Source organism: Streptomyces sp. NPDC052020 (assembly GCF_040680575.1).
Taxonomy (GTDB): domain Bacteria; phylum Actinomycetota; class Actinomycetes; order Streptomycetales; family Streptomycetaceae; genus Streptomyces.
Genome location: NZ_JBFAWY010000016.1, coordinates 160087 through 174271, shown reverse-complemented (window position 1 = coordinate 174271; position 14185 = coordinate 160087). Strand labels below are relative to the sequence as shown.

Annotated in this window: 10 protein-coding genes; 8 read left to right on the top strand and 2 right to left on the bottom strand. The window is 71.6% G+C overall.

All coding sequences use genetic code 11. The annotated features are described in order from the left end of the window. On the top strand, positions 1-1967 hold a 1967-nt coding region (locus AB0L74_RS19170; protein WP_365653137.1), incomplete at its 5' end, for an acyl-CoA dehydrogenase. A 63-nt stretch (positions 1968-2030) separates the two neighbouring features. On the opposite strand, the gene AB0L74_RS19165 is transcribed toward AB0L74_RS19170, so the two are convergent. Continuing rightward, positions 2031-2663, bottom strand: a complete 633-nt coding sequence (locus AB0L74_RS19165) for a DUF998 domain-containing protein (RefSeq protein ID WP_365653199.1) — start codon at positions 2661-2663, stop codon at positions 2031-2033. A 160-nt stretch (positions 2664-2823) separates the two neighbouring features. Between AB0L74_RS19165 and AB0L74_RS19160 the strand changes: the two genes are divergently transcribed. Then, positions 2824-3786, top strand: a complete 963-nt coding sequence (locus tag AB0L74_RS19160; RefSeq protein WP_365653134.1) for a teichoic acid biosynthesis protein C — start codon at positions 2824-2826, stop codon at positions 3784-3786. A 163-nt stretch (positions 3787-3949) separates the two neighbouring features. On the opposite strand, the gene AB0L74_RS19155 is transcribed toward AB0L74_RS19160, so the two are convergent. Further along, the gene (locus tag AB0L74_RS19155; RefSeq protein WP_365653131.1) at positions 3950-4957 is read right to left on the bottom strand and encodes an Lrp/AsnC family transcriptional regulator; all 1008 of its coding nucleotides are present in this window, start codon (positions 4955-4957) and stop codon (positions 3950-3952) included. 143 nt (positions 4958-5100) lie between these two features. Between AB0L74_RS19155 and AB0L74_RS19150 the strand changes: the two genes are divergently transcribed. From AB0L74_RS19150 to AB0L74_RS19125, 6 genes are all read left to right on the top strand, one after another. Further along, on the top strand, positions 5101-6528 hold the full coding sequence (locus AB0L74_RS19150) for an MFS transporter (RefSeq protein WP_365653128.1): 1428 nt from the start codon (positions 5101-5103) through the stop codon (positions 6526-6528). 154 nt (positions 6529-6682) lie between these two features. Beyond that, positions 6683-7903, top strand: coding sequence for a M20 family metallopeptidase (locus AB0L74_RS19145; protein ID WP_365653125.1), 1221 nt, complete (start codon positions 6683-6685; stop codon positions 7901-7903). A 987-nt stretch (positions 7904-8890) separates the two neighbouring features. Beyond that, a complete protein-coding gene (locus AB0L74_RS19140; RefSeq protein WP_365653122.1) occupies positions 8891-9559 on the top strand; it encodes a hypothetical protein in 669 nt (222 codons plus the stop codon). Positions 9560-10085: 526 nt separating this feature from the next. Then, positions 10086-11552 carry a PrsW family glutamic-type intramembrane protease gene (locus AB0L74_RS19135; protein WP_365653119.1) on the top strand — a complete coding sequence of 489 codons (1467 nt, stop codon included), beginning with the start codon at positions 10086-10088 and terminating at the stop codon, positions 11550-11552. Next, positions 11549-11872: a hypothetical protein gene (locus AB0L74_RS19130; protein WP_365653116.1), complete on the top strand. Its 324-nt coding sequence runs from the start codon at positions 11549-11551 to the stop codon at positions 11870-11872. Before AB0L74_RS19135 ends, AB0L74_RS19130 begins: the two co-directional genes overlap by 4 nt. Continuing rightward, positions 11869-14169, top strand: coding sequence for a hypothetical protein (locus tag AB0L74_RS19125; protein WP_365653113.1), 2301 nt, complete (start codon positions 11869-11871; stop codon positions 14167-14169). The genes AB0L74_RS19130 and AB0L74_RS19125 overlap by 4 nt, the downstream gene beginning before the upstream one ends. Positions 14170-14185: the final 16 nt, after the last annotated feature.

The window sequence follows — 14185 nt, the reverse complement described above, 5'->3', positions numbered from 1 at the left end:
GCACTCCCGCCCGTCCACCCACCGACGACCCCGCGGAAGAAGCCCCCATGACCCTCCTGACCATCCACCACCACCCCACCCACAACACCACCCCCACACCCGACACCCCCGGCACCGGCACCCCCGGCACCGGCACCCCCCACCCCGAAACCGGCAGCCCCCGCCCCGACGCCGGCTTACCTCACCCCGAAACCGGCAGCCCCCGCGCCGAAGAACTCTCACACCTGCTCTTCGACAAAGACGGCCCCGACCACTCACACGACACCTGGCGCGAACTCGTCTCACGCGACGAATTCCGCTACACACCCCACCTCAGCCACACCGAACGCGTAGCCCAGTCCTACCGAAGACTCCGCCTGGTCAACGACACCATCGACGACGCCGAAGAACTCGCCGGCAACCCCGGCCGCCTCGCCGCCCTCCACGAATGGATCGGCTTCACCGACGGCGGACTGTGCACCGTCGCCAGCATCCACTACAACCTCTTCCTCGGCAGCCTCCTCGACCACGCCGACCCCGCCCGTCCACGCGACCTCACCCCCTACACCACCCTCAAGAACACCGGCACCTTCCTCTGCACCGAGCTCGACCACGGCAACGACGCCGCCGCCCTGCAAACCACCGCCCACTACAACCCCCACACCAACGACTTCACCCTCCACACCCCCACCCCCGGCGCCCGCAAGTTCATGCCCAACACCAGCCTTACCGGCGGACCCAAAACCGCCCTCGTCGCCGCCCGCCTCATCTCCCACGGCCAAGACCACGGCGTCTACCTCTTCCTCACTCCCCTGCACCACCACGACCGCCCCCACCCCGGCATCACCATCCAGCCCCTTCCCCCCACCAACGGTCCCACCGTCGACCACTGCCTCACCTCCTTCCGTCACGTCCGCCTCCCCCGGCACGCCCTCCTCGAATCCGACCACGGCCGCCTCAACCCCGACGGCAACCTAAGCAGCCACCTCGGCAACCACCGCAAACGATTCCTCCGCTCCATCAACCGCGTCACCACCGGCAAACTCTGCATGAGCGCCGGCTGCCTCGGCATGGCCCGCGCCGCCCTCGCCATCGCCGTCCGGCACGCCCACATCCGCCACACCAGCGGCCCCAAACGCAACCAACGCATTCCCCTCGCACACCACCGCACCCACCACGCCCCCCTCCTCAACCACATCGCCACCACCTACGCCATGACCTTCCTCCACCGCATGGCCACCAACCAATGGACGCACCACACTCCCGACAACAAAACCGAAACCGAACGCCTCGTCGCCCTCACCAAGGCCTTCATCACCTGGCAAGCCCGCGACATCGCCACCCAAGCCCGCGAACGTTGCGGCGCCCACGGCCTTTTCCCCCACAACGGCATCGCCGACCTCCCCCGCAGCATCGAAGGCGGCATCACCGCCGAGGGTGACAACCTCGTCATCCTCACCAAAGCCGCCGCCGAAATGCTCCTCACCCAACCTCCGACCCCGTCTCACAGCCCCACCAGCACACCCATCCCCCACACGCCGCTCACCGATCTCACCTTCCTCCGCAACCTTCTTGCACACACGCAAACCATCTGGCACACCCGCGCACACACCGCCCTCCGCCAAGGTCCCACCCGCAATCCCACCCAACGCTGGAATCAAGCCGCACCCGCCGCCCTCACCATGACCACCACCCACACCCAGCTCCGAGCCACCGACGCCTTCCTCGACACCATCGACCACACCTCCCACCCCCCGACCAAAGCCCTCCTCCAACACCTCGCCCGCCTCTACCTCCTCAACACCCTCGCCCCCCACACCGGCGATCTCCTCGCCCACAACCACCTCCATCCCCACCACATACACACCCTCCACACCACGACCAACCAGACGCACGCCACCCTCACCCCCCACATGAGCACCCTCACCCAAGCCTTCCAGCACCCCACCCACACACCCACCACCGACTACGAAATAGGAGCATGGTGAGCCACCCGCGGTGTACGGCCCGGCCTGGCGCTCACCACCGCGCCCGGCCGACCCTCCGCCGTCTCAACGCCGTTGCCGGTGCTTCGTCTTCTCTCCGACGGTCTGCCGTTCCCTCGTGCGTGAGCGGTGCGGGCAGGAAGCCGCGACGACGAAGGGCCACACCGACTGGACGGTGGTAACGACGCGCTCCGCGACGCCGGTGACGCCGTGACGGTGCATCTCGATCAGAAACCATGCCCCGCCGAGGGCCATCACAGCGGTCGCCATGATGGAGGGCGCCGGCCGCAGACCCCATGGAGCCGTCCCGCCGCCGTTGACGGCCAGCACCGGCCAGACCGCCAGCAGGATGAACCCGATCGCGGCCATCGTGCCGTGGCGCAGAGAACCTCCGCTGCTCGGCGCGGGAAGCAAGACCACCGCCCATGCCGACGCTCCACCCGCGCCCAGCGCGACACGTCCGGCAGTCGCGGCCGCCCGCAGTCCCCAGGCCGTCAGCAGGTGGCAGGCTCCCAGAGCGAGCAGCGCTCCGGTCATCACCCAGAAGCCCTGGGTTCCGTAAGCCGCCAGAACACTGATCGTCTGGGTGACAGGGTCGTAGTCCGGCCCCTCCAGCGATGCCGCGATCGTCCAGCCTCCGATCAGCAGGACCGGCGCACACCCCGACGAGAGCAAAACCCAGCTAGGCACAAGTTGCATCAAACGACCATAAAATGCTCCACCACGCGCCTGCCCCGTACACGCGGAGGCCGGGCGGAAGCGCGGACCCGCCCGAGCGGTTCGGGGAACACCACTTCCCTCGCACATCACATAGGGTCCATGTCTTGATCGCACGCTTGTGCCCGCAGCAGGAGGACCCATGCATCACAGCTTCGACCGCCGCACACTGCTCCGCGCCGGAGGGGGCATCGGCCTGGCGGCGCTCGGCCTCGGATACGGCGCCGGAGCCGCGTGCGCGGCGGTGCCGACGTCGAAGCGGTTCGAGCTCAGCTCTGTCGATTCGCACGACCTGTACCGGAACCGCGAGCTCCAGGACGGTACCGTGCAGCAGAGCTTCGCCTTCGACCAGACCAACCGCCGTCTGTTCGTGGCCCAGTTGCGCCAGGGGTCGGACAGCAAGTCCGGTGACCTGTGCATCACCGAGCTCGAGTGGTCGACATGGAACGCGATCGGCCACATGTACCTGACGGGCTTCGGTCACGCCGTCTCGATCGGCGCGCAGGCCGTGGGCACGTCGACCCATCTGTGGACCGACGTCGACGCGGACACCGCCGGCTACGGCAAGCGGCTTGCCCGTTTCAAGTACGCGAACGGCACCACGCTCACCGCGTCGTCCTCCGCGGTCACGAAGCTGACGCCCGTGTCCACGGCCGGCCGGCACACCTGCGCCATCGACCCCACGCACAACCGGATGATCGTGCGTTACCTCCCGGCGGGCTCGTCCGTGCACCGCTACGCCGCCTACGACCTGACGGCCGCCACGAACGGCGACTTCACCACCCGCCTGGTCGACTTCGTGGAGCCGAGCGCCATCGAGGCCGCCAACTTCCAGGGTTACACGGCGTACGGCCAGTACCTGTACTGCCTCTCGGGGCACAGCAACACCGACGACGCCACCCTCTGGAGCGTCGACATGAACACCGGCGAGGTGACGGAGCGGTTCGTCACCGGGGCCGGCTCCACGCTCAGCTTCCGCGAGCCCGAGGGCATGGCCGTCTACACCACCGTCGCGGGCGAGCCCCGTCTGTTCTTCGGCTTCGCCTCCGGGGACACCGCCAACCAGCGCCTGTCCAACGTCTTCTACAAGAACGTGCTGGTCTGACGTCTCTCCCACCAGCGCCTGAACCCGTCACCGCCGACCCGGTGGTGACGGCGCGCGACGCCCGGCCGGGCGCCACCAGCCGGGCGTCCAGGCGTGCTCGTCCTCGGGTCCGTTGAGACAGGAGGGGAAGCGCCGGCCTCCCCGGCTCCGTTCCTGTCCCCCTTCACCGCAGTGCACGGCCTCGCTCGTCCAGTGGCCTGCCCATCCGTTTCACCGCCCGCAGGCCCGTGAGCCACCGCACCACGCGCACCCCCGGGAACCGCTCGGCCAGCACCGCCGCGAAGGGGTGCGCGTCCGCCAGGGACGGCAGCCACGCCGTGACGACCAGATCCGCCTCGCCGACGCAGGTGGCGACCAGACGGGTTTCGGGTCGGGAGGTCAGCGCACGAGCCGTCTCCTCCAGCCGGTCCGCGGGCACGCGCAGGGCGAGGATCGTCTGCACCGGCCAGCCCGCCGCCTCCCACGCGACATCGCAGCGTACGGCCACCCGTCCGGTGTCCAGCAGCCGGCGCAGACGGCGGCGCAGCGTGGGTTCGCTGACGGCGGCTGCTTCGGCGAGGGCCGCGTAGGAGGCGCGGCCGTCGGCGGACAGGGCTGCCAGGATGCGCTCGTCGGCGGCGTCGAGGAGCCGACGCGGCATCGGACTCGCGACGGTGCGGACCGGTTCCGTCAGGTCGCGCAGCCGGCGCACCTGCGCGGGGCTGAGCGCCCGCAGCCGCCACTTGCTGCCTTCCTTGTGCAGTCGTGTCACCCAGCAGGTGCTGGACTGCAGCAATCCGTCGATCCCGGCGAAGGGGCCCAGCAGATAGTCCGCCAGCGCCTGCCGGTCGGGGGCCGCGACCGTGAGGTGCAGATCGCCGCCGCCGGAGACGATCTCCACGGAGAGCATCTGGGGATGTGCCGCGAGGGTGTGCGCGATGGCCTTCAGACGGCCCGGGGCGCAGACAGCGGTGATCAGGGCGTTGACCGGGTCACCGAGCTGTCCGGCGAGGTCGGGGCGGTAGGCGGTGACCCAGGCCAGGCCCTCGCCGGACAGCCGCGCCCAGTGCCGCGCGGCCGTGGTGGGGCTGATGCCGAGGACGTCGCCGAGCACGTTCCACGGGACACGCGGGCTGATCTGGAGTGCGTGCAGCAACTGCAGATCGGTTTCGGACACGGTGACGGATTCCATCGGCGACAACGTAGCAGGTGACGGATATCGGCCAGAACCACGCTGACTGCGGGGCCATGACGCACGGTGGTCCGCATTCCCGGCGACCCGCCGCCGCGCCGTCCTCCGTTCACTCCGTCGTCCCCGCATGTCCAGGAGCCCGTATGACCGTGTCCCCGCCGCCTTGGAAGGCAGCCACCGGGCAGAGCGCCGCTCCGGCCCGTATCGGTGCCGTCGTCGGCTTCATGGCGTTCGTCGAGCTGACCAGCGGTATCTTCCAGGGCTTCGTGCCGCCGCTGCTGCCGTCGGTCGCCTCGCTGCATCATGTGTCGGCGGGAGACATCGCGCTGGTGACGAGCCTTCAGCTGCTCGCGGCCGCGGTGTGCGTGCCGGTGCTGACCAAGCTCGGCGACATCTACGGGCACCGGCGGATGCTGCGCCTGGCGCTCGCGGTGGTGGTGCTCGGCTCCCTGCTGGTGGCGTGGGCACCGTCGTACGAGATCCTGTTGGTGGGCAGGCTGCTGACCGGGCCCCTGTCGGCGTGGCTGCCGCTGGAGATCGCGATCACTCGCGACAAGGTGCGGGGTGAGACGGGCCGGAGGGCCATCGGGCTGCTCGTCGGCTGTCTGACCGGTGGTGTCGCGCTCGGTTCGCTGCTCGCGGGTCCGACCGAGGACCTGCTCGGCGGGGTGCGTCCGGCGCTGCTCGTCCTGGCGGTGCTCGCCGCACTCGCCCTGGGCTGCGCCCTGTTCCTGATCCCGGAGACGTCGACGCGGGCCGCGCGGCGCATCGACACCGCCGGGTTCGTGGGCCTCGCACTCGCGCTGCTGCTGCTGCAGTACGGGCTGTCGCAGACGTCGAAGCTGGGCTGGGGTTCGTCGACCGTGCTGGGCTGTCTGCTCGGCGGGGCCGTGGTCCTCGCGGTGTGGATGTGGTGGGAGCTGCGCATCGACCAGCCTGCGGTGGACCTGAGGGTCATCGGGAGCCGCTCGATGTGGCCCGTGCAGCTCGCGGCCATGCTGTTCGCGATCGCCCTGTTCGGCTCGCAGTCCCCCAATTCGACGTTTCTCGCGACGGACCCGGACGGGGCGGGTTACGGCTTCGGTCTGGACACCACCGGCATCGCGCTGATCACCCTGCCCAGCCAGATCGTCTCGGTGATCGGCGCCTCGCTGCACTCCCGGCTCGCCGCCCGTATCGGCCTGCACCGGACGATCGCCACGGGCGCGGCGCTGCTCGCCGTCGGGTACGGGGCGCTGTGCGTCGCACACGGCCAGCCCGCGTCCTTCGCGGTCACCACCACCCTCGTCGGATGCGGTGTGGGCCTGATGTCCGGCGGGTTCCCGTCGCTGGTCGCCGAGCGCGCGCCCGCCGGGCAGACGGGGATCGCGGCGGGGATCTACAACACCCTGCGCACCCTCGCCGGTGGCATCGCGGGCGGCCTGTTCGCCGTGGTGCTCAGCAACGTGCTGCTGGCCGGCTCGTCGCTGCCGTCGGCCGAGGCGTATCGCGTGGTGTGGCTGACGTGTGCGGTGTCGGGCCTGTTCGCCGCCTGGCTCGTGCTGTTCGCACGGCGGCGCACCGCGGAGTGACCGGCCGGGCCCGCCGCACCGACAGCGCACGCCCCTCGCCCGGGCGGACCGGCTCCGGCGGCCGAGCCTGCCGGGGCCCTGGGCGGCCCCTGCCCCGGAAGATCCGGCGGCGTACCGACTGTTCAAGCACGCACCACTGAAAAGGATGGCCCCCATGCCGACCGAGCCGACCACACCCGCACCCTCGTTCCGCGACCGTGCCCAGGCGCTCGCCCCCGAACTGACCGCACTGCGCCACGCGCTGCACCGTGAGCCCGAGATCGGCCTCGAGCTTCCCCTGACCCAGGCCAAGGTGCTCGCCGCGCTGGACGGGCTGCCCCTGGAGATCACCACCGGAAGGGCGCTGAGCTCGGTGGTGGCCGTGCTGCACGGCGGCCGGTCCGGACCCGCGGTGCTGCTGCGCGGTGACATGGACGCCCTGCCGCTGCAAGAACTGGCCGATGTTCCGTACCGTTCGCGGATCGACGGGGTGATGCACGCGTGCGGGCACGACCAGCATGTGGCGATGCTGGTGGGCGCCGCGCGGCTGCTGTGCGAACGCGGGGACGAGCTGCCGGGGTCCGTCGTCTTCATGTTCCAGCCGGGCGAGGAGAGTTACGACGGCGCCCGCCACATGGTCGAGGAGGGCCTGCTGGAGGCGGCTGGGAAGCCGCTCGTCGGGGCGTACTCGGTGCACGTCTCGTCCAACGGCGCGGAGTGCGGCACGTTCCACGGCCGCGTCGGCACCCAGACCGCGGGCAACGCCGAGCTCAAGGTCACCGTGCGCGGCAAGGGCGGCCACGGCTCCACCCCGCACACGGCGGCCGACCCGGTGCCGGTGGCCGCCGAGATGGTGCTCGCGTTGCAGAATCTGGTGACACGCACGACCTCCGTCTTCGACCCCGTCGTGCTCACCGTCGGCCTCTTCCAGGCGGGCACGAAGCTCAACATCATCCCCGGTACGGCGGAGTTCGAGGCGACGGTGCGCGCCACGTCGCCGGACGCCATGGCGGACTTCCTCCCGCGCGCGGTCCGCCTGGTCGAGGGCATCGCCGAGGGCTGGGGGATGACGGCGGAGATCGACGCGCACGAGGTGTACCCGGCGATGATCGCGGCGGAGGAGGCCGTCGCCCTGGGCCGCCAGGTCGTCGGCGACCTCTACGGGCAGGCCGCCTGGTTCACCGCCGAGCACCCGATCATGGCGTCGGAGGACTTCTCCCGCGTCACCGCCGTCGTTCCCGGCGTCCAGCTCGGCCTGTCCGCCCGCCCGGCGGACGTGGACGAGGCGGCGGCGCCGTTCAACCACTCGCCGTACTCGGTCTTCGACGACGCCGCCCTGCCCCGGGGCGCGGCCGTGCTCGCGGAGATGGCGGCACGGCGGCTGGCGGCGGGCTGACCGGCCGGCGCGCCGCCTCGCGGCACGCGTGACGGGGCCGGTTATGCAGCGCTCCGGACCGGAGCGCTCCGCGGGCCCGCTCGTCCCCGAGGTTGCCGGCCGCTCGTTGGCGAAGGCGGCCGGCGGGCAGGAGGCCCGGGATTCGGCGGACGCCCGGATACGCCGCGCCGTCCGCGTCCGGTGCGTAACCCTCCCCGCCTGGAACGCGTTCCATAGATTCAGAGGGTATCGATCCGGTGCGAAGACTGATGAGAAGAACCGTTCTCGCCTGACAGAGGTCGGGTGAAGGGTGGTTCCGCGGCTGGAGCAGGACCGGGGACTTGGGGGGAAGGTCCACATGTACCTTGGCGGCACGAATCGCCGGCATCACGGCCGGGGTGACCGAACGCGACCGGCCCGGCTGCCAGGCGTCTTCCCGCTCGTCGGCGCCTTCCTTCTGGCCGCCTGTTCGGGGCAGGGTTCCGGCGGACCGGACGGCGGCGCACCCGGTCCGACGGCGCCGTCCCTGAGGAAGGTCGGCGCGGCGGTCGAGCGGGCCGGCATCCTGCACTGGTCGGGGTCGTGGCGGCTGTACCACCAGGATGTGCACGGCGGCCCCGCTGACGACCCGTCGACCGACGTGACCGCCGACCTGCGCGCCATGGGCAGAGGTGACGTGTTCGGCACCCTCACCGCCGACGGGCACGACGCTCAGGTCATGCTGGTCTCGGGCACCACCCTGTTCGTCAAGGCCGGCCGTGCGACGCTGCGGACCATGGGCGACGAGAGCGCCGAAGCCCACGCCGGTCGCTGGACGGAGATCCGCCGGCCGGACGGCACTTCGGAGGTGCTGGGGCTGGAGCCCAGCCGGCTCGCCCCCTCAGTCCTGGCACCACGCTCGCCACCTCGGCCGGCGGCACCGCCGGCACACCGTCGCCGGAACCGTCCTTTGCCACGAGGCGGTTCCCCCGCCCGCCCGGAGTTCCCGCCGACGCCGCGCCCGTCCCCGTGGCCGAGGACGAGACCACCGGCCCCGGCACCTACTGGCTCACGGCCCGGCAACCGCACCGACTGCTCGGATATTCGGGTCTCGGCGTCCGGCACGACAGCGCGGCCGACCCCTACGACACGATGCCGGACTCGACGGCGGCGAAGCTGTCGGTGCGCCCGGAGGGCGCACCGGCCGCCCGCGACGCCTACACGGCGATGCGGTCGGCGATCCGTTCCCTGCCCTCCACGGTGCCCGTCGAGTTCTCGGCCGGCGACAAGGTCTCGGAGAAGACCGGCGGCGCCGAGTGCGGGGTGCTGTGCCACACCGCCGTCGTGGACATCGCCCTGACGAACCGCATGGCGGAGGAGTCCGTCACCGCTCGGTACGAGATCGAGCTGAAGGCCCCGAATCCCGACGTCCACCATTTCTGGGACATGGACCTCGGCTCGTGCACCGTACGGTTGCCGGCCGCCCGGCCCGGCACCACGGTCCGCGGCGCCTGCACCGTGGCGGGGGCCGCGCTGCGGAAGGCGGTGGACGAGGCGACGGACGAGCACGGATTCGTGCATCTGCGTCTCAAGACCGAGGCGACCCGCACACGGTTCTACGTCACCGGACCCAGCCACTCCGAGGACCTGCTGAAGGAGCTCGACTCCCACACCGGCCATGTCCTCGGAACCGGCTGACACGACCGGCACAGTGCCGGGCCGACGGCACACCCCGTCCCGGACGGGATGTGCGCACAGAGATCGACACGTACGGCACGACCTCGGGGGAGGTACCCATGACATCCGCCGCGGACAGCGACGAACCGGTCGGTGAGCCGCCCGACGACGACCGGGCGAGGGTACGGCGGACACCGCCGGGCGGGCCGGAAACCGGCCCCCGCCCGTACGTACGGTTCATGACCGCGATCGGAGGCATCGGGATCGTGGCCGCGGCCGTCGCCGTGGCACTCGGAGCATCCACCGATCCGGTGCTCCCGCTGCCGGAGGAACTGCCGACCCTGCCGGGGCCGGCGGGCCTGCCGAGCGGGTTTCCGACCACGCCGCCCACCCTTCCGCCCGCCGAGCGCCCGACCGGTCCGCCGGCCGGCGGACCGGGCAGGTCGCCGACGGACCGTCCTCCCGGGGGTGGGCCGAGTTCCCCCACCGGATTTCCCGGTCTGCCCAGCATGCCCGCGTTCTCGCTTCCGCCACTGGGAGATGGCTCATGACCGCAGAAGCCGGTGTCGTCCCGCCGCCGCCCGCGCGTCCGCCCGCACCCCCGCGCGGTACGACGGGGGCGATCCTCATCGCCGCCGGCCTGTCGGTGGCGTACGGCCTCGGGCAGATCATGTTCTGGACGGCCCCCGATGTGCGCTCGCCGTCCGCCTGGCTGGTGCTGTATCTGCGGCCCGAGCCGGCGGCGTTCCAGGTGACACGGGTACTGCTGCTGACCGGCTGGGCTGTCGCCGCGCTGCTCGGCGGCCGGCTGCTCGCCCTGCGGCGGACGGCCCGCGTGGCCCCCGCGCGCACCGTCCGGGCCTGCCGGTGGGGCATCCTCGGCGCGCTGCTGTTGCCGTTCACCGCGATGCCGCTGGCCGTCTTCCTCGGCAACCCCGGGCGGCTGCTGCTCTGTCTGCTCCCCACGGGGGTCGCGCTGCTGCTCGTCCACCGGATCCAGCTGTTCCGGCGCCTGCCCGGGCCGCTGCTGCTGGCCGGCTTCGGCTGGGGCGCGCTGATCGGCGGCGGCTTCGGGCTCGTCATGATCACGTGGTTCCAGCGGTACGCGCCGGGCCATTTCCTGTCCTGGCAGGACTGGCAGCATCCCCAGGACAGTGCCCGCACCCTGTTCACCCTGCTGTGCCTGAACGGGGCCCTGGTGGCGGAGTGCGGCAAGGCCGCGGGGGTGGCCGTGCTGTTCCTGCTCTTCCGCCGCCACTTCGACGGAGTGGTCTCGGGGGTGGTGCTCGGTGCCGCCATCGGCCTCGGCTTCAACCTGACCGAGACCGTCCACTACCTGGGGTTGATCAATCCCGACCATCACCCCACTCAGTTCTGGGATCGCCAGGTCGTGGGACTGCCGGCCGCGCATGTGGCGTTCACGGCGCTCGCCGGGGCCGGGATCGGCGCGGCCCGGTGGCTGACCGGGCGGCGGGACCGGCTGCTGGCCGTCGGAGGCGGGCTGACCGCCGCGGTCGGCGGGCACTTCGAGACGGACTCGGTGCTCATCCAGCTCGACGCCCGCAGAGCGGACTGGTTCGCGGGCGACGAGACACTGAGCCTGCTGATGGGCGTTCCGCTGATGACCGCGATCACGTCGGGAGTCTTCGTCCTGCTGTACGTGCTTGTCCTGCGCCGCGGCCTGCGGGCGCAGGCGGCCGGGACGGAGGCCGCCCTGCGGGCGGAGGCGGCGGACGGCCACGGCGCCGTCACCGAGCCGGAAATCGGCCTGCTCCTCGACCCGCGCCGGCGTCTGCTGCTGGAACTGCGGGTGTGGCGCCGGGACGGCACAGCGGGCCTGCGGCACCTGCTCCGCTTCCAGCAGGCGCAACTCGACCTCGCGACCCAGCGCTGGCACCGCACCCGCCCGGGCGCGGACGCCCACATCCCGCCGGAACGGCACATCAGGCAGCGCGTGATGGAGTTGAAGGGAAAGCCGGTGACCATGACCAAGGGGACCGAGGAGGCATCATGACATCGGCTTCGCACATCGGCCGCAGCTTGTCCGCGCTTGTCTCGGCCGCAGTACTGCTGGTTCTCGCCTCCCCCTCCCCCGCCTCCGCCCAGTGCGCGGCGCCCACGTACCACGGCGGCATGCCGGTACGTGTCGGAGCCTGCCCGGAGACGGTCGCGGGCGGCGCCTCGCTGGCGGTGTGGGCGGTCGTCATCGGCGCCGCGGTCCTGTGGGTCTGGCGCGCGCTGCTGCGGTCGCGCCCGGAAGTGGAGGAGGATCTCGCCTTGATCGACGACGTGTTCCAGGAGGGCGAGCGCCGGCACGGGGGAGCGGACACGTGAGCCGCCGCCCCGCTACCCGCCTCCGGTGGCCGCGCGCCTTGCCGGCCCTGCTGCTGGCGCTGCTGGCCGCCGTCGCGGCGGCGCCGACCAGCGCGGCCGACGACGAACGCCCGCCCGGCTCGGCGCAGGGCACGGACCTCTCCCAGCGGTACCCCGGCAATCCCCTGCTGAGCCCGCCGCTGCTGCCGGTCGAGAAGCTGCGCCTGGCGCTCAGTGAGGTGATGCGCAAGGCCAAGGCAGACCCGGAGTCGGCCTGGGACCACCGGCGCAACGGGGCCGTCGAATACTTCAACCCCCTGCTGCTGACCGACCAGCAGATCGTGAAGCTCCTGGGAGAGACCAGCACCTTGTCCTTCAGCGGCGGACAGGCGTGGCTGGCGTCGACCGTCGACGTCGACCAGATGAAGGACTTCCTGAAGCCCGCGGTCGTCGAGGAGTTGGCGGAACACGACGTAGAGCGCCTGATCGCCGTCAGCGCGCTGAACAACCCGAAGCGGCTGCACTCCGAGCAGATGATCCAGAGGGTCCGGAAGCGGCTGCACATCGCCGACGCCGCCCGCGTCTACGGCGGCTCCGAGCGCCAGCAGTGCGGAGCCAGGTGCGCCGCACTGTACCCGCGGGACATGCCCACCGGCTTCGGGCGCCCCTACGGCCTCACCGTGTGGGAGACCGCCCAGTTGCCCAAGCACGTCGCGCGTGCGCGGAAGGAAGCGGCTCCCGCGGGCCCCAAGGCGCAGGACCGGGCCGAGAAGCGGGTGCGCGACCAGTTCAAGGAGCTGGAAAGGACCCGGAACGACGCGACGAGGAAGCATCTGCAACTGGACCTCGAACATGTGCGCACGGTGTCGAAGAACTGGGAGAAGCACGTCCTCGACCATCCCCTGTTCTCCGCCGCCGGGCCTGGCTGCCCGCTGCCGGGCGCCCGGGCGCGGCGTCCGCCCGCGTCCCGCGACGACGCGGACTCGCCGGCACTGGTCCTCGCGGCGGCGGCCGAGGCGGGCGGCCCGTGTGACGAGGACGGGGGCACGGCGGGCACCCCCGGTACCACGGGCAGCACCGGTCTGGGCGCCACCCTCACCACCCCCGGCCTGGACAACGGCGGTATCGACTTCTCCAGCATGGAGCTGCGCTACCTCGCCGACCCCGGCGACGGCAGCGGTCTCCAGTACTCGTTCAGTGCCGGACTGGACCCCTTGAGGGGCGACGTCCGTCAGTCCGCCGGTGTGTGGGCCGCCACCCAGAGCTCGGACGCCTTCTTCGTGTGGCTGGCTCTCCCCCCTTCCGATTTCTGGGTCAACCTCAACCCCGACGAGCCCGACCGCGTCGTCGACGACCGGCTGGGCCGCACGGACGCCGGACGTGTCCTGCTGAAGGCCGATCTGCGGCTGAAGAAGACCGTGGGCGAGCTCATCCACCCGCGCACGGCGCTGGGCAAACGGTTCTGGGACGGCGTTCAGGGCGCGTGCATGTCGTCCCGCACCTGGATCGTCCCCTCCCCCGCGTCGGTCTACCAGGACGGCGACAAGCTGTACATCCTGGACGCGCCGCTCGACGTCAAGATGGAGACGGACTACGTGGCGGGCCTCGGGGAAGCCGCCAGGACCCCCAGCTGCCCACGCCAGGACCAGGTCACCGAGGACCACAACGAGGACCTGTACCGCACCCTGGTCCTGCCCAGGCTCAAGGAGGCCGTCAACACCGCTCCCGAGTACGCCGACCTGCGCCGCGTCTATCTCGCCCGGGTCGCCGCCGAGTGGTACCGCGAGCTGAGCCGCTCGAAGGACACCACGTACCGCGGGCTCATCGACTCGGGTGACGTCACCGACTGGCGGATCAGGGACGGCTGGAAGCCGAGGGACACCTTCGACGAGTACGTCAGGTCGTACACGAAGGGCGAGTTCAAGGTCACCGACCGGACGACCACCGGCGGCACGACCTACGTCCGGAGCTACGTCTTCGGCGGCGTCGACTTCACCAGCGTTCCCGTCCGCAAGGTCTCCGGCGACAGCTTCGGCGCGGAGTTCGGCACCCTCCCCCGGGACGTGGGCCGCTCCCTGCGCGCTCCGATCGTCACCGGTGCCGACGGCACGGTGTGGCTCGGCGCCCCCACACCCCGGCAGGCGTCCGGGCTCGGGCCGCCGGAGGGACCCCTCTCGGCGGGCGCCTGGGTGGTCCGTCTGCTCCCGGTGCTGCTCGTCCCCCTGGCCGTGCTCCTGTGGCGCCGGCGGCGCCTGAACACCGCGCCCTCGGTGAGCCCTCTGCGGCGCGCGGCGGTCGGCAGGTCCCGGAGACGGTAGCCACCCGGTGGAGTCC